This window comes from Geobacter sp. OR-1 (assembly GCF_000813145.1).
Taxonomy (GTDB): domain Bacteria; phylum Desulfobacterota; class Desulfuromonadia; order Geobacterales; family DSM-12255; genus Geoanaerobacter.
Window position 1 is genome coordinate 91,605 of record NZ_BAZF01000015.1, and the last position, 19,766, is coordinate 111,370.

At 50.0% G+C, this 19,766-nt stretch carries 16 protein-coding genes and 2 riboswitches; of the genes, 8 read left to right on the plus strand and 8 right to left on the minus strand.

Annotated elements, in window-relative coordinates:
- Positions 1–12 precede the first annotated feature (12 nt).
- Positions 13–597, minus strand: a complete 585-nt coding sequence (locus tag OR1_RS14820; RefSeq protein WP_041972669.1) for an ACP phosphodiesterase — start codon at positions 595–597, stop codon at positions 13–15.
- Between the two features lie 271 nt (positions 598–868).
- Here OR1_RS14820 and OR1_RS14825 point away from each other — a divergent pair, with 271 nt between their 5' ends.
- The 4 genes from OR1_RS14825 to OR1_RS14840 are packed head-to-tail and all read left to right on the plus strand — an operon-like array spanning position 869 to position 5,279.
- Complete coding sequence (locus OR1_RS14825) at positions 869–1,066, plus strand: hypothetical protein (RefSeq protein WP_041972670.1); 198 nt, start codon at positions 869–871, stop codon at positions 1,064–1,066.
- The gene (locus OR1_RS14830; RefSeq protein WP_237754315.1) at positions 1,063–3,066 is read left to right on the plus strand and encodes an APC family permease; all 2,004 of its coding nucleotides are present in this window, start codon (positions 1,063–1,065) and stop codon (positions 3,064–3,066) included. Before OR1_RS14825 ends, OR1_RS14830 begins: the two co-directional genes overlap by 4 nt.
- A gap of 21 nt (positions 3,067–3,087) precedes the next feature.
- The gene (locus OR1_RS14835; protein WP_160295266.1) at positions 3,088–4,587 is read left to right on the plus strand and encodes a DUF4118 domain-containing protein; all 1,500 of its coding nucleotides are present in this window, start codon (positions 3,088–3,090) and stop codon (positions 4,585–4,587) included.
- On the plus strand, positions 4,584–5,279 hold the full coding sequence (locus OR1_RS14840) for a response regulator (protein WP_041972671.1): 696 nt from the start codon (positions 4,584–4,586) through the stop codon (positions 5,277–5,279). The genes OR1_RS14835 and OR1_RS14840 overlap by 4 nt, the downstream gene beginning before the upstream one ends.
- Before the next feature lie 20 nt (positions 5,280–5,299).
- Here OR1_RS14840 and OR1_RS14845 read toward each other — a convergent pair whose 3' ends face one another.
- From OR1_RS14845 to OR1_RS14855, 3 genes are all read right to left on the minus strand, one after another.
- Complete coding sequence (locus OR1_RS14845; RefSeq protein ID WP_370543364.1) at positions 5,300–6,229, minus strand: L,D-transpeptidase family protein; 930 nt, start codon at positions 6,227–6,229, stop codon at positions 5,300–5,302.
- Between the two features lie 254 nt (positions 6,230–6,483).
- On the minus strand, positions 6,484–6,783 hold the full coding sequence (locus tag OR1_RS14850) for an Lpp/OprI family alanine-zipper lipoprotein (protein ID WP_041972672.1): 300 nt from the start codon (positions 6,781–6,783) through the stop codon (positions 6,484–6,486).
- A 51-nt stretch (positions 6,784–6,834) separates the two neighbouring features.
- The gene (locus OR1_RS14855; RefSeq protein WP_041972673.1) at positions 6,835–8,154 is read right to left on the minus strand and encodes a L,D-transpeptidase family protein; all 1,320 of its coding nucleotides are present in this window, start codon (positions 8,152–8,154) and stop codon (positions 6,835–6,837) included.
- A 68-nt stretch (positions 8,155–8,222) separates the two neighbouring features.
- A riboswitch (cyclic di-GMP riboswitch) is annotated at positions 8,223–8,301 on the minus strand.
- Positions 8,302–8,429: 128 nt separating this feature from the next.
- A riboswitch (cyclic di-GMP riboswitch) is annotated at positions 8,430–8,508 on the minus strand.
- Positions 8,509–8,738: 230 nt separating this feature from the next.
- Between OR1_RS14855 and OR1_RS23040 the strand changes: the two genes are divergently transcribed.
- Genes OR1_RS23040 through OR1_RS14865 form a run of 3 tightly spaced genes read left to right on the plus strand, consistent with a single transcriptional unit; the run spans position 8,739 to position 12,703 of the window.
- Positions 8,739–10,130, plus strand: a complete 1,392-nt coding sequence (locus tag OR1_RS23040; RefSeq protein WP_052440490.1) for a S8 family serine peptidase — start codon at positions 8,739–8,741, stop codon at positions 10,128–10,130.
- Positions 10,108–11,313 carry a S8 family serine peptidase gene (locus tag OR1_RS23045; RefSeq protein ID WP_052440491.1) on the plus strand — a complete coding sequence of 402 codons (1,206 nt, stop codon included), beginning with the start codon at positions 10,108–10,110 and terminating at the stop codon, positions 11,311–11,313. The genes OR1_RS23040 and OR1_RS23045 overlap by 23 nt, the downstream gene beginning before the upstream one ends.
- A 1-nt stretch (position 11,314) precedes the next feature.
- Positions 11,315–12,703 (plus strand): hypothetical protein, encoded by a 1,389-nt coding sequence (locus OR1_RS14865; RefSeq protein ID WP_041972674.1) that lies wholly within the window; start codon positions 11,315–11,317, stop codon positions 12,701–12,703.
- 361 nt (positions 12,704–13,064) lie between these two features.
- On the opposite strand, the gene OR1_RS22115 is transcribed toward OR1_RS14865, so the two are convergent.
- The 4 genes from OR1_RS22115 to OR1_RS14880 all read right to left on the minus strand — a co-directional run bounded on the left by OR1_RS22115 (position 13,065) and on the right by OR1_RS14880 (position 16,221).
- Entirely contained in the window at positions 13,065–13,889 is an 825-nt protein-coding gene (locus OR1_RS22115) for a hypothetical protein (protein ID WP_152609923.1), read from the minus strand.
- Positions 13,890–14,015: 126 nt separating this feature from the next.
- Positions 14,016–14,612, minus strand: a complete 597-nt coding sequence (locus OR1_RS14870) for a hypothetical protein (RefSeq protein WP_041972675.1) — start codon at positions 14,610–14,612, stop codon at positions 14,016–14,018.
- Between the two features lie 110 nt (positions 14,613–14,722).
- Complete coding sequence (locus tag OR1_RS14875; RefSeq protein ID WP_041972676.1) at positions 14,723–15,310, minus strand: hypothetical protein; 588 nt, start codon at positions 15,308–15,310, stop codon at positions 14,723–14,725.
- A gap of 218 nt (positions 15,311–15,528) precedes the next feature.
- Positions 15,529–16,221: a hypothetical protein gene (locus tag OR1_RS14880; RefSeq protein WP_041972677.1), complete on the minus strand. Its 693-nt coding sequence runs from the start codon at positions 16,219–16,221 to the stop codon at positions 15,529–15,531.
- 1,974 nt (positions 16,222–18,195) lie between these two features.
- Here OR1_RS14880 and OR1_RS14890 point away from each other — a divergent pair.
- A partial coding sequence (locus tag OR1_RS14890; RefSeq protein WP_152609924.1) for a recombinase family protein occupies positions 18,196–19,766 on the plus strand: 1,571 nt, incomplete at its 3' end.

Sequence of the window (19,766 nt, forward strand, 5' to 3'; positions counted from 1 at the left end):
TGTGCACAAGCTTTATTCTGCAGCAGCAGTGAACTCAGCCACAAACTGGAGCGCCTTTGGCATGAAGGCCAGAAAATCGTCCCTCAGCCCCTCGTAATTATTCACAAGTTCAACTTCCCCCCCACGCAACGGATTTGGCCTTTTGACCCTTCGCGACATCCGGTCGAGTGCAGTTGCCACCCCGCCGACTTCTTCATAGGAAGGGATCAGCTCAGTAAATATGATCGGCAGGAAACCTTGAAGCGTCGGCGGCAACAGCTGCCATTGCTGTTCCACCTGTTGCCTGACGCGGCCAAGGTAGTGGTCAAGCGGCTCGTCTGACCAGAGACCCCATTCCCTGACCAGAAAATGGTCATAGAAGAGATCCACCAGTACCCCGCGGAACAGACTGTATTGCGCGGCAATCCTCTTTCTGCTCTGCTGATAGCTACTATCATGATGGGCAAAGGAATCTATCCGGCGGTGCAGGATAAGGCCGTTACGGAGAGGTTCGGGATAACGGCCTTCCAGGCGGCCCTTGACAAAATCCCCCATCAGGTTGCCGGTCAGGAGCATCCGGTCATCGCCGGAAAGATAAAGGTGGCACAGAAAGTTCATGTCAGGCCTCCTGACACTTTTGATAAACTGCCTCGGTTTTATTGGGCCAGATTCCCATCTGAACGCCTCCGTTCAATACCGTTATCAATATTATCATAATCCCCATGGGTGACCTGCAAAGCAGAGATACCGGATGCGGTCAGGGTACTGTCCAACCTTGACCAGCGCACTCCTCTCGAAACGATCTTGATGTTTTCTTGATGCCCTTCATCCCTATCTTGACACATTTATTATGTCTATCGAGCTACGCTGTACTCATGGGAGGATCGCAATGAGAGTTTATCTGTTCGATGTCGATAGCGGTCTGTACGCAGGCGAGGATTTTTGCGAGTTGAAAGAGGTGCAGGAAGAAGATGGCATTACCATTCTTTCGCCACCGACCGGACAGCCGGGGGTGGTACCTGTGTTTGACCGCAATTCAGGCAACTGGAAGCTGGTCCCCGGCGACAGCCTGGAGAAACGGGAATGATTGATACTCATCCGGCTAATATGTCTCTTGTCGGAAAGATACGCCGTGTAATCTTCGGAGCGCCAAAATACCTCAAGGACCCTCACCTTTTCCATAAGATCGCTCTGATACCCATCCTCGCCTGGGTAGGCCTGGGTGCCGACGGGCTGTCATCATCGGCATACGGCCCGGAAGAGGCGTTCAAGGCTCTGGGAGAACATACCTATCTGGCGGTTTTCCTCGGCCTGGCCACGGCCATGACGGTCTTCATCATATCCTATGCCTATTCCCGGATCATAGAGCACTTCCCACATGGCGGCGGCGGATATATCGTCGCCAGCCACATGCTAGGGGAAAAGGCCGGGGTCGTTTCCGGCAGCGCCCTGCTGGTGGATTATGTCATGACCATAACCATTTCCATCGCCTCCTGCTGCGACGCGATCTTCAGTTATATCCCCAAAGGGTTTCACTACTATAAGGTACCGGTTGCCTGCATCCTCACGGTGCTGCTGATCGTCCTGAATATCCGCGGTGTCAAGGAGTCGATATCCGTGCTGGCGCCGATCTTCATGACGTTCGTAATCAGCCATATCCTGATGCTTGTCTATGGTGTATGCGCACACACAGACAAGATCGCCCCTTTGGCAAGCGATATGCGGAGCGGCATCAGCAATGACCTCTCCAGTGTCGGCTTCTTCGGTATCCTGCTCTTGTTCGTAAGGGCCTACTCGCTCGGCGGCGGTACCTACACCGGTATCGAGGCGGTCTCCAACGGGCTGCAGATCATGCGGGAGCCGCGAGTGCAGACCGGCAAGCGGACCATGCTCTACATGGCCACTTCACTGGCCTTCACAGCAGGTATCCTGTTTTTATGCTATGCCCTGGTGGGGATCAAGCCGGTAGAAGGAAAAACTCTCAATGCCGTGCTGGCCGACGGGCTGTTCGCCCATTGGCCCATGGGAAACGGGCTCTCCTTCGTCACCATCTTCTCCGAAGGAGCGCTCTTGCTGGTGGCAGCCCAGGCCGGTTTCGTGGATGGTCCGCGGGTAATGGCAAACATGGCCATCGATTCCTGGTTCCCGCATCGCTTTGCCGCCCTGTCGGTGCGGCTGACCATGCGTAACGGCATCATCCTGATGGGTATCGCTGCGATTGTCCTCCTGTTCTATACCGGTGGATCGGTCTCGGCTCTGGTAGTCATGTACTCCATCAATGTGTTTATCACGTTCTCATTATCGCAGCTGGGCATGTCGAAACTCTTCATCCAGCGACGTAAAGAAGACCCCCAATGGTTGCGCCACCTCTCGGTACATCTTGTCGGCCTGATCCTGTGCGTTACCATCCTGGTCATCACCACCGTGGAGAAATTCGCCGAAGGCGGCTGGCTGACCCTGGTGATCACATCGGTCGTTATCGGGCTCTGCTACCTGATCAAAGGCCATTATCTGCAGGTGCGCAAAGGAATGCGGGATCTTGATGAAACCTTGCTGGATCTGCCTATTTCTCCTCATGGTGACCCGCCGCCCCTTGACCGTAATGCACCGACTGCCATCCAGCTGGTCTCCGGATACAGCGGCTTTGGCGTTCATACCCTGCTGTCGATCATGTCAACCTTCCCGAAGACCTACCGAAACGTGATATTTGTCTCTGTTGCCATGATAGATTCAGGATCGTTCAAGGGCGCCAAGGAGATTGAGGCGCTGGAGGAGTCGGTCAGGCAGGGGCTTGATAAATATGTGGCAATGGCCCGCAAACTCGGTTTTGCCGCTCAATACCGCACCGCCATGGCGACTGATGTGGTTGAGACCGCAGTGGAGCTCTGCAAACAGACCGCCGAGGAGTTACCCCCGTTCGACAGTGTTCACCGGTCAGATCACCTTCCGGCTGGAGAAGTTCTATCACCGCCTCCTGCACAACGAGACTGCCTTTGCCATCCAGCGCCGACTGCAATGGGATGGCTTGACCACGGTGATCCTGCCGATCAGGGTGCGGACATAATTCAGCTACTGGCAACATCCTGATTCAGGGGTATGATTTACCTCATGAAGCCTGCTCGTTTGCTTTCCAGCTACCTTGGTGCCATCGGCCTTGTTGCAGTGGCCTCTCTGATATGCGAATTAGTCCGCACGTCGCTTGCACCGGTCAATATGGTTATGGCTTACCTGCTGGCAGTTGTGCTGGCCGCTACCAGGCTGGGGCTCCGGGCCGCAATACTGACCGCCCTCCTGTCGGTGCTAGCCTACGACTTCCTTTTTATCCCGCCACGATTCTCGCTGCGGGTCTCGGATACGGAATATCTGGTTACCTTCTTCGCCCTCTTCGTTGTCGGGGTTGTCATCAGCTCTCTGGTCGCCAGAATCCAGGAGAAGGTTGAACAGGTCAGGCAACAGGAAAGCCGGACCAACAGCCTGTATTCCCTTACCCGGGACCTGTCTGTTTCCGGTGATGCACAGGCGATCGTCGAGGCTCTGAGGCGTGCCGTGCTCCGGAATCTCGGGGCAAGACTGGCGGTTCTCCTGAACAAGGACGGTGCAGTTGAGCAGGTCCCGGACGACATGGCGATCCAGCTTGATGACGGGAGCCAGGAGATTGTTTCCTGGGTAATGAAGAGCGGCCGGCGAGCCGGGGCCGGGACTGCCGCCTTTCCGGAGTCTCCCTGCCTGTTCGTGCCGTTCAAGGCCGGTACCGAGGTTGTGGGGGTCATGGTGATCGAAGAGAAGTCATCGCTAATCGATAACCTGCAACTGATTGAAGCGTTCGCCGGTCAGGTCGCGATGGCGCTGGAGCGGGTCCATCTTGCCAGTCAGGCAGAAGAGGCCCGCTTTCTGCGCGAGAAGAGCCACCTGGAACAGGCTCTTTTGAATTCGATCTCCCATGACCTGCGCACCCCGCTGGTGACCATATCCGGGGTTCTCGACTCGATGCTGACCGATGACCAGAAGTTCGACCCGGAACAACGGCGAAGCATGATCTCGACAGCGGCCGAAGAAGCGGGTCGCCTGAACCGGTTCGTGGGAAGCCTGCTCGACATGACGCGGCTTGAGGCAGGTGCTCTGTCTCCCCGGCTGATCCCCTGTGAGGTCGAAGAGATCATCGGCTGTGCCATCGGCGCTGTCGAGCCGCGTATCGGTAATCACCAGATCGTGACAGCGGTGGATCAGGAATTACCGCTGGTCCCTGCCGACCTCGCCCTGTTGACCCAGGCACTGGTTAACCTGCTGGACAATGCCCTCAAACATTCCCCAGCGTCGGCTGATATCACCATGTCAGCACGTTTCGACGGAAAGTCGGTTATAATTGCTGTGATTGACACTGGACCGGGCGTACCCTCAGGACAGGAAGAACAGATCTTCGCCAAGTTTCACCGTATCGAGGTGCCGGAGCGGACCGGCGGAACCGGACTGGGGCTCTCCATTGCCAAAGGAATCATCGAGGCGCACAATGGCAGCATTACCGCATCGAACAGGCCGGAAGGCGGATTGATGGTCGAAGTGAAGTTGCCGCCGGCTACTCTTGATATTCAATACGAAGGAAAGCAATGAACTCCGACAATCCCGTGCGCATCCTGGTCGTTGACGACGAGCAACCGATACGTCGTTTCCTGCAGACAATTCTTGAGGGAGAGTTTCGTCTGCACCTTGCGGAAGGTGGGCATGCTGCTCTGGCTGCCGCGGCAACGACCAAACCGGATGTTATCCTCCTTGACCTGGGGCTCCCCGACCTCGATGGCATCGAAGTCATCAGACGCATCCGCGAGTGGTCGCAGGTCCCAATCATCGTGCTTTCGGTAAGGGAGCGGGAAGATGACAAGGTGGCAGCTCTGGATGCCGGTGCCGACGATTACCTTACCAAGCCGTTCGGGGTAAGCGAACTTAAGGCGCGCATACGCGCCGCGCTCCGGCGAACGCTGCAACAAACTCCGGAACCGGTATTCACCAGCGGTGATCTTATTGTAAATCTCACTGATCGAAGGGTATTATGCCGGGGGGAGGAGGTATCTCTGACGCCTACAGAATACGATATCCTGCGTTTACTGGTTACTCATGCCGGGAAGGTTCTGACCCACAGCCAGATACTCAGACAGGTATGGGGAATCGCCTACCTGGAACAGCCGCATGTGCTGCGAGTCAATATCAGCAACCTGCGCCGCAAGATCGAGCAGAATCCATCAATTCCGCAGCACATCATCACTGAGCCGGGGGTGGGGTATCGTCTCAGAACCACCGAGATCTGACAATAGCAGGAAGTGACTTTTTATGGCCTTATCTCCACAATCGTGCCATTCGGCACTAACTTGGAAATTTCCTCGATTTCATCGTCTGTTACGGCTATGCACCCCTTTGTCCAGTCAACCTCTGAGTGAGAGTCACCGACCCACGAGAACCCATTCTTAATGCCGTGGATCATGATGTCTCCGCCCGGAGAAACACCCAGTTCCTTGGCCCGCTTTCTGTCTCGCTCGTTTGGATAGGAAATATGAAGAGACAGGTGATAACGGCTGTCCTTGTTTCTTGCATCGATGGAGTAGATTCCCTCCGGGGTCTTGTTATCGCCCTGCCGTTCTTTGGGGCCAATTGGGTTTCCCCCCAAGGCTATCTTGTAGGTCTTGAGCACCTCACCCTTTGAGATCAACATCAATCGCCGCGCCTGTTTTTCTATCAGTATCTTATCTGCCGATCCCTTCTGGATTGCATAGGCAAAAACCTTTTGTTCGAGCGCTTCGATCTTTTTCTGCAATACCGCTATTTCATTCTCCTTGCCTTTGACCTCTTGCCGGAGAGTTTCAATCTGTGTTTGCTGCGATGCAATCTTCTTATCCTTGATAGCGACATTGTTGATATTAAATATCATTGTCTCGCTGTTTTGCCTGTACTCACTACCGGGATAATCCTTGATGATTCTCTGAAAACACTCCAGTGACTTCTGATAATCTTTTTGTTCGTTCTTCGGATACGCATAAATAATACCCATCTCGAAAAGAACTCTGTCTGACGTCGTGGGATACTTTTCACTAATCTGCTCATACATGTTCAAAGAGGCCTTATAGCTTCCCTGATTAAACAAATTATTCGCTTCTTGAAAGGTCGACTTGGTCTGATATCCTTCGGTAAAGTGACTGCATCCGCTTAGTAACATTGGTGTCATTATGATAACGATGAAGAAAAGGAAAAAGTGTCCACCCATCCTGCCTTGTCTGTTATCCATATTTGCCTTAGACAGCATCATTTGAAAGATTCTCACCCTCATCTCATTACCCTTGACAGAATAACCTGAAATATCTTTGCGCTGACCGTCTGATATTCTAACCTAACAAGTCAGATGTGTGAATTGTTCCGGGTGAACTTAAGTGATGAACATTGAAATGGCAGGGTTTTGAGACCCTGCCATTTTCATATCCGGAACACAAAGGCAAAACTGACAGTTCCCTTGGCATTGACTTACTTCTTCATCGATTTCTGGAAGACAGCGTCAGCTTTTTTCGCCTTTTCATCAGCGATCCGTTCCCTCTCCTCTGCCTGCTTTACAGCATTATCGGCGCGGGCTGATGTTTCATCTGCCTTTACCTTAGCCTCGTCGGCTGCTGCCTTGGCAGCTTGCGCATCCTGCAATGCCTGCTCGGCTTTAGCATTTATCAGATTTTGCTGTGCCTGCACTTTCTCGAGGTCTCCGGATGTAGCACAACCAATCATGCTGGCGAGAACAAACATCATTGCGATCAGCAAAAGACTTTTCTTCATATCTCTTCACCTCCTTTCTGTTCAGGTTACCTTGCCATGAAGCGGGATCGACTACCCCTTCTTGACAGGCTCAATCAATATCCCGTCTATTTCCAAATCAATTTTCAAGCGTTTTGCTGCATCTTTGGCCTCACTCATATCATTGAAAGGGCCGGCGATCACTCGGTAGCCATTGCTCTTTGTGAGCACCCGTGCCGGGATTGGCGGGCCCTGGTGATTGATAATGGCGGCAATCCTCAAAGCCTCAATCTCGTCGCGCAGATCAGCAGCCAAAACGTACCATGCCTCCAGTTTCAGTTCCGGGAGTTCCGGTCTGCCATACAATGCAGCCGGATGCTCGACTTCTATGATTTTCGCAGCCCCTTTTGCACGTCCTTGACTCATCTCCAAGATCGGAACAGGAATCCCCCGGGCCTCGGCCTGTACCTCCTTAACCCTTTTCCAGTCAAGGGCAGCCGCCGATTTCTTTTCAAAATTTTTCAGTTTTGCATAGACCTTCTCCAGCTCAACAGCGCCCGAATCTTCCAGAGGCGTATGGGCTTCCAGGTAAACTACGCCATCACGTTGACCGATGAGATATGGCTGGTTGACAATGAGTACAGGAGTATTGACCGGCGTGTCGTTGAAGAGCATCTCCACGTTTTCCGGATAGAGTCTAAGGCAGCCATTTGATGCATTAAGACCAATGCTGGCCGGTTTATTGGTACCGTGGATCAAATAACCCGATTTGCTCAGATAGAGCGCGTATTCTCCCAAGGGATTCAGAGGTCCCGGAGGGACTTGTGCTGGGAGAAGATCTCCTTTTTTCCGATGATCTTCGGCGATTGAAGCAGGCACATACCAGGTCGGCCGGGCTGCCTTGCGCGCTACACGCATCTGACCCGTTGGGGTGGGACGCTCCTTGGTCCCGACACCGACCGGGTAGGTCGACACCACCAGAGAGTTTTTATCCTCTTTGAATTGAAAGAGCCTCTTGGTGGCCAGGTTGACCACAATCCCCTTCCTGGGCGTGTCCGGAAGGATAAAATTCAGAGGTAACAGGATGCGCTCTCCAGCCTCAGGCACCCATACATCTACACCTGGATTAGCAGCACTGATTGCATTGATCCCCAAACTAAAGTGCCTGGCAATATCCGGCAGCGTATCCCCCTTTTCAAGTCTGATGACTGCCAGCCTACCAATGACATCTTCTCCTCTGGCAACCGGAAACTCGTTCCGCTCGATCTCCTTTTCAAGGTGGTCCGGGGCAAGCCATGAATTCTCCTGAGCGCTTTTCATGGCCGCGCAGCCAGGGAGAGAGAAGATGAATACAGAGAGAGCTATCAGACGAAGCCAACTTGATGGGAGTAACAGGCCAAAGAATCGACACATGGGTTACGTAAGCACCTTTCTCGATAACAATATGAACAAAAAAGCCGGGACCGAATATCGTTGGATATTTCGGCAACCCGGCTGTCTCTGGTCGAGACCCTGTAGGCTTTCCGCCCCACCCTCGCGGATGGTTGAGTATTATCGTTTACCACAACTATTTTATTGCCGCTTTCAGTCAGCGGCGCGAACCGGCATATGGCACCCTCAGAGTCGCACCTCTTGCTGTCTCGACTCCATTGACAACAAAAAAGCCGGGACCGAATATCACTGGATATTTCGGCAACCCGGCTGTCTCTAGTCGAGACCCTGTAGGCTTTCCGCCCCACCCTCGCGGATGGTTAAGTATTATCGGCTATCTCTCAAACAAATTTTGTTGCAGTGTACCTTTCAACGACGATTTGTCAACGTTTTTCTAGAGTCCAATTAAGAGGGGTACGGATTGCCTGCCATTCCCAGCTTGCCGCCTGCTTTCAACCCAATATTTCTCATTGAACCAAATTTAATCATTTATTATTGATATCGGCTAACATTTATTATATTTAAGGTTCTGCTTGTATACAATCAATCTGATTGGAGAGAGTTGTATGAACCCGGAAATGAATTGGTTATGCAAGTATTTTGTATCGTTGCCCCTCATTCTTTTGCTCCTCCCGGCACCCCCCCTTTACGCTAACTCATTGACCTGCCCCGATGTGCAATTAAACAGTGCTTTCAGGAGGCAATCGCCTCTTCCGCAGGATAACATACAACCTTCTCCCCCTCAGAAGACCCGCTTCGCCAATGACCGGATTATTGTCAAGCTCAATGACCGCATTGTAGAATCGGCAGACCTGATTCATGACGCAGGTCTCAAGTTTGAGCATGTCGCGCCGAAAGTGGGGGGCGATCTAGACGAACTTAACAAAAAATGGGGGGTGAAAAAGATCTCTCCCATGTTGCAGATAAACGCCGGAGACCCAAAGGAGAAGGTATTTGGGAACTCGAGAGCAGAACGAAAGGCGTATTTCATCCAACAGTTCGAGAGGTCGAGAGCTAAATACGCCAAGCGTGCGGCGAGAGCCTCAATGGCCGGAGAAGTTCCAGACCTGTCCCATGTTTACATCTTTTCGTTGCCTGAGGGGACGGATATCCAGGCTGCGTGCAAAAGCTACTCTGCCAATCCGGCTGTTGAATATGCCGTCCCAAGCTCCATGATGCAGTCCCAGTCGGTAACCGACGATCCGTTTTTCTCGTCAAGAGGTTCATGGGGCAACTCAGTTGATGACATGTGGGCACTGAAGAGAATCAAAGCCGATGTTGCCTGGGATACCGCCCAGGGTGAAGGTGTCGTGGTCGCAGTTGTTGACACCGGGCTTGATTACAATCATGTGGATATCGCCCCCAATGTCTGGTCGAATCCGTCGGAAGCCGCGGGTGCACCGGGTGTTGACGATGACGGCAACGGTTTCAGGGACGATGTCAGGGGTTGGCATTTCGAATCCCCCCAGGGGATCAACGAACCATATGCCAGCGACAATGATGTCATGGACCGCAACGGCCACGGTACATTTGTTGCCGGTATCATCGGAGCTGTCGGCAACAACGGCACCGGGATCGTGGGTGTTGCCCCGAAGGCCAGGATAATGCCGGTAAAAGCGTACTCCAGCGGTTGGAGCATCAGCAGCGGCCCCGAGCCGGACAGCCCCTTTGCTAACGCCATTCTCTATGCGGCTTATAACGGTGCGGACGTCATCAACCTCAGCTGGGGCTGTTCCGACTGCTTCAATTCTCCCACCATAGCAGATGCCGTAGCTGTGGCCAACGCTCTCGGCGCAATTGTCGTCGCCTCGGCCGACAACCGGGCAAGCGATGTCAAGGATGCTTTTCCTGCCATGATCCCGGAGGTGCTCACCGTTTCCGCAACAGATGTGAATGATGACTTCTCCCTCTATTCGAATCGAGGCTATCTTGTCGATGTGGCAGCACCGGGGGGGTAACAGCGGTCTGAGTGTCAGCTACGCCCCGGATTATATCTCGATACTGTCACTGGGGATAGCACAGCCGCTCCTGCCTGGAAGTACCGCCGTTGCCCCCGGCTATCTGCGAAGTGCGGGGACATCCGCTTCTGCAGCCTATGTTTCGGGGGTTGCGGCCCTGGTGCTTTCCGCCAACCCATCGCTTACCCGCGAACAACTGTTCGCCATTATCAGGCACAGCGCTGACGACCAGGTCGGCAATCCGACGAAGGACACGCCGGGTTACGATCCCTACCTTGGCTGGGGCAGGGTCAATGCTGCCCGGGCAGTAGCGATGGCCGCTTCACCCCCATCCGATCCGCCGGTATTGAAGACCCAGCCCGACAGCCTCTCGTTTGTGGTTCCCAAGCTCCTCTGTGGTCAGGATCGCACATTTTCCTTCGGTATCTTGAACGTTGGCGGCGGAACCCTGAACTGGTCGCTTACCGCACCCCCGTGGATTGCCGCCGCCGCAACGTCTGGAACCGCAAATTCTTCCCCGGCCATGAGTCTGAACGCCGTTGATTCGGTGAACGGTACGATCGACATCTCGCCGGACGGGAGCGGCTCCACGATCCAGTTCCCGGTTTCGGTGGCAGTACAGCAGGACATATTGCTCTCCAATTGCTCCATTAGCCTGTCCTCAGGGGTGTGGGACGCGGACCGGAATACCAACCCCCCCGGGATCCCGGACGGGGCCGGGGGCGCCTACTACGTTTCATACGATGTCCTCCAGGGGCACCCCGACATGTCGATCCAGCATATCGACAGTAATGGCAACCCTCTCTGGACAGCCAACGGGCTGAGGATCAGTTCCTCGACCAAATCTAAACATGGGCCGGCGATCATCAGCGATGGCTTCGGCGGCGCCATCGTGCTTTGGATCGAGGACAACAACACCGGGGACTATGGCGACGACAATATCCGTGGCCAGCGGGTCAGCAATACCGGCGAGCTCCTCTGGGGGAGCGCCGGGATAGACGTCACCCTTGGGGGATCAGCGGTTAATCCGGTCATGATCCCTGACGGTTCGGGCGGAGCGGTGGTCGGGTGGTATTCCGTTGCAGACAGCAAACTCTATGTTCAGCGGGTGAGCGCCAGTGGGGCACGTTTTATGGGCGAAGCCGGGCGTTCGGGCTTCCCAGTCAACAGAAAGCCAGTTTGATATGGCAATGGCAGAAGATGGCAGCGGTGGTGCGTATCTGTCCTGGGCCGGTTCTGCATGGTGGGGCGTTTATGGCCAGCACGTCAACGGCGACGGTATCCCCTTGTGGGAAACAACCGGCAAGCGGCTGAGCCCGGAAAGCACCACGTATGGCTCCGGCTATGGTGCCAACGTCATGTCCGACGGCGCCGGTGGGGCCATTTTTGCGTGGCACGATCTGAGGAATCACCTTCTTTATCCGGAAGACAATGCCGTCAACCGGAACGACATCTACGCCGTTCGTCTCAACAGTGCCGGGCAGCATCTCTGGAACCAGACCGGAGTGCCGGTTGCCAGTGGCTTCACGGCGATGCCGTTCAGGATCTCACCATCCGGCGGTCCCAGCAGGCTCAATATGGTGAGCGACGGCCAGGGTGGGGCCATCGTGGCCTGGCTCGATCTCAGGAACAGGGAAACGACAATCCACGGCAAATGGGACATTTATGCCCAGCGACTCAATCCCGCGGGCGAACCGGTATGGGGGGCCGAAGGGGTCCCGGTAATCGCGGCCGACGGCAAACAGGACGCTCCGACCATCATCCCCGACGGTGATGGCGGCGCCCTCTTTGCCTGGCATGACGACCGTTCCGGCAACTTCGACATCTTCATCCAACACCTTAAGGCAAACGGTTCGTATCGCTGGGGGAGTTCAGGAGTTTGGGTCCATTCAGGCAACAAGGATCAGGTAAATCCATTCATGATCCACATGGGCGGCAACAGGCTCGCAATCAACTGGAATGAAGGATATTACGGGTTCAACGGTGAAGTTGTGCAGCTCTGCACCGACCATGACGGCGACGGCTTCTATGCCGAGGGGGGAGTATGCGGTGCGGTAAACGGCATTGATCCGGTATTGGCCATAACCAAGGCGGGCACGGGGAGCGGAAGCATCCAGAGCCTGCCGTCGGGGATCAACTGCGGGCCGGATTGCAGCGGGCGATTTGCTCTGGGAACCGTTGTTACTCTCAAGGCGGTGGCAGCTCCAAATTCACAATTCAGCGGCTGGACAGGGGGCGACTGCAGCGGTACCGGGGAGTGCTCCGTAACCCTTGGCGCGGATGTTACAATCCAGGCTGAATTTTCGGCAACCCTCCCGGTAAAGATCGCGGAGAACTGGTCGAGTATTTACACTACGCCGCAGCAGGCATACAACAATGCTCTCAGCGGCAATACCATAATTTCCCAGTCATATACCTTCAATCAGGACCTGAACCTCAACCAGCCAGTCTCCGTCACGATAGTAGGTGGTTATGATGCCGGCTTCGTCAATGCGGCAAGCAGTACGGAGATCCAAGGTACGGTTACAGTCGGCCAGGGATCCGCAATCCTGGATAATATCGTAATCAAGTAGCGTGTGAGAAGAGGTTCGACATGCTTGCCAGAATCCGCGAGGAGGGTGCACTCCGGTTCAGCCTAACCTCATAACCATGTGATTCAGAATGGTTTTGCCCATTCACAAACAAACTGGCCGATTCCATTTAAGGAATCGGCCAGTAATTTTATTGGCGCGCCAGTGGCAATGAATCAGAGTACTGGGAAATGTCTGTAATTGTATATGGTTAGAGATTACAATTGATTTCTTTATCAATTTTATAAGATCATATTCTTCGCATCTAACTGTGTTTATTCGGCATTGCATTCAAGATGACAAAAAACACTCTCTTGGTGGCGGATGAAACTTGCCACTGATTGGGCGTCCACAAGAAGTGTCCCTACGGACTTCTTGGATGCAACTTAGTATTAGAATATATTGCACGTTTAGAGACACACAAACAGCGGATGCTTCGTCGATTATTGCTAGGTTTATTTTCTTTCTGTATGTTTAGTAGTGAAGGTAATGCAAGTAACCCCAAATAGATATCACGTAACTGACTAGCTCGATTTTTATAAATTCCATAACATAATGCCCATAAAACAATAAAGCCGAAGAACAAAGATGTTGTTAACAATATAGATTTCTGTTGGGGGGATAATTGATCTCCCAAAAAGTACCACGTAACTCCAGTGAGCACCCAAGAAATGACAGGGACAAGAGAATTGCGACGCATTTGCCTGACAGTATCTTGTCTTTCGGAATGCTCTAAAGAATATGGCAATAATTCTCCGACAAATGTTCGAGCTAAATAAAAATAGTTACTTCTTATTAAATCAGTACTTTTATTAATTGAATCTTTGTCTATTTTGACATTCAAAACATCATTAACTACGTAAAAGAAGGCATCAATTTTTTCTTTTTCGTCATCAGTCTTCTTTTTTTCTTTATTGGTTGATTTTATTGGTATTTCACAGATTTTGATCAACAAATCTTCCAAAACATGACCAACACTTGATGCTATTGCGCCGAGTAAGTAAGCTAGAGGAATGCAATAAAATATTGCAGCGGCAATAAATTTATTAATATACTCAGTATTCAGAAAAATATCACGAAACCCTTTATTTACTGATAGCGTTACAAATAGCGAAAGTAACCAGGTTAATCCTGGGAACAGATAAGCGATAAAGTCTTTCAAGGAAAATTTACTAGTTATTGATTGCAATTATCACTCCAATCAATGGCGACAACAATACTACTTTTTAGGCCATACAATGGGCGCATCTATTTTAATAACTTACCTAATGTCACTAACATGTAATTGTTACATTATTATCTAAAATAATCATTGTTATTGATTATTTAATAAATATAGAAAAACTTCTCTTGATTTACCTAAATCAAACAAAACTTTATTAGTAGCTTTTATCTCCAATCTATTTGCCCTTATTATTGCTTCATTACAAATAAAATATCCTTCTAGAAATTTACTATTTTTATATGCTTGGGTGGCAGACTTTTGATACTGCTTAGCTGTCTTATAGTTATATGATTTTGGTGGAAGTGGCATGTTTTCATAAGTGTACTTTTGCTGTGCTTGTGATGAATTAGATTCAAGCATTAATGCTCTTCTTCTTGCCTCATCATCATTTTGTATTTGAGAAAAATTGTTAAACCTTCCTACATTTGAAGTATCACCCCTACTGCAATCTATTATCCCTCTTCCATCCTCTCGTAATTGACCAATTTTATTATTATTAGTGTCATAAACTTGATTTCCATTAATTTGTACTCGAACAGGATTCCCACTCTTATCATTAATATAACCGAAATCCGCTGCGTATGCGTAGTTGAAGAATCCCTGTGTTAATACAATCATAATCAGAAATAAATATTGCAATAGGCGAAAACGTCTTCCTTGCTTTACTCTCTGCTTGATGTTCTCCATATAACGACCTCTTCAATTCAGTGTCGAATCCAATAAACATAAGTAGTCACTTGCTAATGAAAGCCATGACATTAATTATTAGCATGTTTCGGTTCGGATGCTGATGCAGTCTAGGAAAAAGTTTTTTTGAGTTTTTCGTCATAGCGTTTATCCCCCCAGAGAAACTGATACGTGAATGCTCCAATAACAAGAATTAGCTGATTAATATTGAGAATAAGGAGCCAATGGGATTGAGTCGCTCCGAATGTCAAGCTTGTTAAAGCTAGAAATCCGCCACTCAATGTCAAAATCAAAACCACAGTCAACACAACAAATGATGGCTGGAAAGCATCCCCCGATATTTCCCAAATGCATGTAGGCTTTCCAACCAAATTGTTAAGCTCATTCTCCAGATGAGCAATATAACGGTTGTGTATTTGACCATTGACAACGATCATTGCAACGTAGAGTCCGAGGAAAAATAGAAGCTGATTAAGGAAGGTTAGGATTAAAATCCGATTTTCTTGAAAAAATCTGGGTGCATCTTTGCCGAGAATAGCTACGAATATTCCACCCCATACGGTTACAAGGATAGGCCCTAATCCGACAAGAGCGCGCTGAAACATAATCAGTTCATCTCGCAGTTGGCGGCGCTCATCGAGGATGGCTTCAATTCGCTTCTCTAACATGTTTTTTTCTAAGTCTATAAGGTCACTCACACCGACCCCACTCGGAATATAATCACTGCAAGCATACAATAATTAACACAACTTAAATTTTGATTCACCAATTATTATGTGGCCACCCGATAATTTCTGACAATGCACAATTTTCGAGATCGTATTCAAACTGAGGCCAAATTTTTTACCCTCCATCTTGCTTAATATAACGCAAAAAGCCCCGGCTCACGTAACGTGCGCGCTTGCCGGGGCTTTGACTATGCGTCCTCCGGTATTGTATCCGGGGATTCTAACCATACTTTGTAAATTTTCCGTTTTGTGTTGAATCTGAAATCTTCACGCTTTAACGGAATGTTATGTTTCCGGCACTTCTTGACAACAAAATCCAATATTTGAGACCGTTGTTCAATCAGTCCCGAGTATTGCGGAAAACCGTTTGTATAGTCCCAGATCGTCAGGACTCTTTTTGTAATGAATGATTTATCAAAATGGTCTTTCCCGATGATATCGGCAAATTCCGCTTTCATTCCTTTGATTGTATCTTTTGACAAAAAGACGGTGGTGGTCTCTTTGCGTCTTTTATGGATTTTCATGGTTACAAGCGAGCTAATCGGAATTCTCAAATCATGCTCATGTATATCACAAAACCGGTCAGATTCAGGTTTTAGCGTTCCCTTTGTTCGTAACAAAAGTGCGAGATGTTGCCACCGAAGATACACATAATTCGCCTCGCCCTTTGCTTTCGACCGGTAACGCTGGTATTTACTCCTATTGCAGCCATACTTGCTTATCAATTTATTGTCTATCATCAGCCATTTATCGCGCTTTTCGTCGGGAAGAACAGTTAAGCAGAAATGTTCATATCCGCGCCCAAACTGATAAACGATCTGTTGAATGAAACCTTGCCATGAGCCACATAAATACTGCTGTGAGCTCTCATCCGCATCCATTTTTTCACCTTCCGGTTACTTGAAGATAGACGACCTTCCAGTCAGTTGCTGCTGTTACTGCATTCGCAGGTGAACGGTTGCCACGCCGGCACCTGCGAACAAACAACCCAAAGAAGAGAATTAATTGCTAGGGAATCCCTTTCCCGTGTCCTTTGCCGTTTTAACTGCTTTCACGGCGGCCAAGTGCCAAGTTGGCGGACGTTGCCCCTTACGGTCAAGCAAGGATAGCTCAGACGGTACTCAGGATTGCTAATCAGACCTCGCACATAGCGTCTTCAATATCGCAAGACGCTATGCCGTTCGGCCCTTTCCGTGTTAGACATACATGTCATCTGCAGGCTCTGGTTGCTCCAGCTATGTTTGTGTGCATCACAGCACGGGGCAGAAATCACAAGCTCCCCCCTACTCACCCTGAAAACTGGCTTTCTGTACGCATAGCCTTCATCGCGCTTTGACCTGGCCACTTCCTGCAAACTCACGTGGTTGCACCTTTTTAACAGGCGCTTTGGCTGCAAGCATCAATGCAGTCCTTTAACGGGTTCAGCTGTATGCGTTCGACATTACTGCCAAGAAGGTTGTTAACCCTTCCACGCTCCCCCGCCACGACCGGGTAGTACACAATGTGTCCCCCCCGATTCGGGATTTTCACCCTTTCATGTATGACGAGCCCCAATCATGATAGCTTGATTGAGACTATTTCCACGTCGCCCGATTTCAATGTAAGTGGGTCGAAGACCGGATTTTCACCAGCCAGCGCCCCTCCCCACCGAGCGGGCATTTCTCAATGCACTCGGCGAGCCCCATCATGGCTACAGTTCCTGTTTGGCGACAGGTGGTTGCGCCATGATACCCGTATATAGCGATTGGCATTCGCATCAACGAGCAGCTCTTCTCTTCTTTGTGCAGATTTTTGGCATTACTAAAGTAACTTTTTAACCGATTAACAGTTTTATGTTATCGAGTTGGTTTACACCGCCTCTGTTTTTGTGATTTCCAATATGGAAGTTGCGCTATCGCACAACTTCTATTATAAGCAGTACATATTTGTACCAGATAATATTATTATGACTTGTAAAATAAAGTGATAAGTTGACAATGAGTATAATTCGTCACAATGGATGGAATTAAACTGTAGTCAATTGTAAAGATAGGTGCGATAGCACTCAAAAAGTGGGAAAAAGAAAAGTGATTTAACAGTAGCAGAATTCGACTTCCGATGCAAGGCTGTTTTGCATATTTTTTTATATAATTCAGGCTTGTATGGCGTTTTTACCTGTATTTATTGCCTCCTTAATATACCAATAAATACACCTTGCCGCTTTGTTTATATGGAGTTAATGTCGGTTATTTGCAATCATTAGTCACCGATTTACTGTAATAAAAATATTCACAATACAGATAATTATTTATTTGGGCATATCATATTGACATAGCTTTGATTTTATGTTAATAAATGTACACTTTCTTGTTTCCATCGACGCAATGAATTGGAGCGTCGCCAGACTGCGCCCGTGATTCCTGCACGCGGGGCAGCATTCCCCCAGGCTTTTCCGCCATACGTGCGTCCTGATTTCCTAAAGGCCACGTTTTACATGATCTAAGCAGTCAACCTGACCGCAATCGTTAAACGCAATCATTATTCGTGGTGTGACTTATGCGTCACACCGCCTAAATATGCCTGGGGTGCAGATTCTCCGGCCTTTTCGTCTTCGACGTTGGGCCGCTTCCGACAGGGAGGAACTGCACATGATTGATTTTCTGGGCATCTACCCCGCTTGTTCGGCGAGCGGGGTAGAATCATGTCACATCCGCCGAATGTAAAGAAACAGAAATTCCCCGAAGAAGAAGTAATAATACAATTTGAAGAACTGGACTTTGTCGAACGCTCCGTATTGACTGCAGAAATCTCTTTGATTGAGGTATACTTTCAAGACATTTTGCAAGAGCTATTGATTGACAAGAGGGAGAAAACTGATGAGAGCAGCGCTGTACGCAAGGGTGAGCACCGGACGTCAGGCAGATTTTAACCTCTCTTTGCCCGACCAGATTGAGAGTATGCTGAACTGGTGCACTAAGAACAACTATGAAATTGTGCAACAGTATTGCGATGAGGGGTTGACCGGCACAGACGACCGCCGCCCCGCATTTCAGCGCATGATGGCCGATGCTTGCAATTCCAGCAAGCATCGGCCCTTTGATATCATTGTCGTGCATAGCTTTTCCCGGTTTTTCCGTGACGAGGTTGAATTCACGCTTTATGAGCGTAGATTGACTAAGCACGGGATTGCACTTGCATCTATCAGCCAGGAAGGAATCAACAACCAAGAAAACGAATTCTTGCGCCGAATGCTAGCAATGGTTGACGAACAGAACAGCCGGGAGAATGCGAAGCACACATTGCGGTGTATGATTCGTAACGCTGAAAGGGGTTTCTTCAATGGCTCCACTGTCCCGTTTGGCTATCGGATACAGGAAACAGATGAACCGGCACGAACGGGACATAAGAAACTGTTAGTGCTTGACCCGCTTGAAGTGCCGGTTGTTGAGCGGATTTTCAAGCTTTACATTGAGCGTAACATGGGGGTGAAAGATATTGCGTCATTGCTGAATAAAGAGGGAATTACCCGGCGTGGCTCGTTGTGGAGTACTACAACCGTGTATCAGATTCTGACCAATACCGTTTATAAAGGTGAAAAGCTGTTCAATCAAAAAACATGGAAAACCGGTGAAAAGAAGGATGTTGCTGAAATCATCCGCATTCCGGTTGAGCCTATAGTCTCACCGGAAGTTTTTGAACTGGTCAAGGAGAAGAGAATCCAGCGAAGCCCGAAAATGAACCACCCGCGGCGCTTGACGTCGCCGAAACTGCTAACCGGCTTGTTGCGTTGCGGGGAGTGTGGCGCAGCCATGACCGCAGCAACCGGCAAGAGCAATACATATTTCTATTATCGCTGTAATACCAGAACACGGAAGCACCTTGACCTCTGTTCGTCAAAGATGGTTCCGATGGGCAAGCTTGAAATGTCGGTGCTGTCGGCATTGGCAGACAAGGTTTTTATTCCCGAACGTGTCGGGATGATACTTAAGGAGCTTAAACAGAAGATGCGGGGTGACAACCCTCAGAGCATCACCGAACTGAACAAGCAGCTTGAAGCAGTGCATTTCAAGTTGAAGAACCTGTATCATTCGATTGAGAACGGCATCCAGATTGACGCTATCCTGAAACAGCGGCTTGATGAACTGAAGAAGCAGGAAACGGAAATCAGCCGCAAGATAGAAGGGTATAGCAGCACAACACAGGCTATGGTTGACAGCATCGACATGGAAGAGGTCAAGGTGTTTGCCGGTCTGTTGCGGGAAAAGCTCTTGAACAGGGATACGCCATTTTCAAAGGAGTATCTGCACTTGCTGGTTAGGGGAATTGAACTGAAAGGGAATCAGGCGACGGTACGCGGTAGCTATGTATCATTGGCCGGAGCCATCAAATACACGGCACAAAAAAAGAATCTGAGCACCTCGCAAGAAGTACTCAGATTCAATGGTGA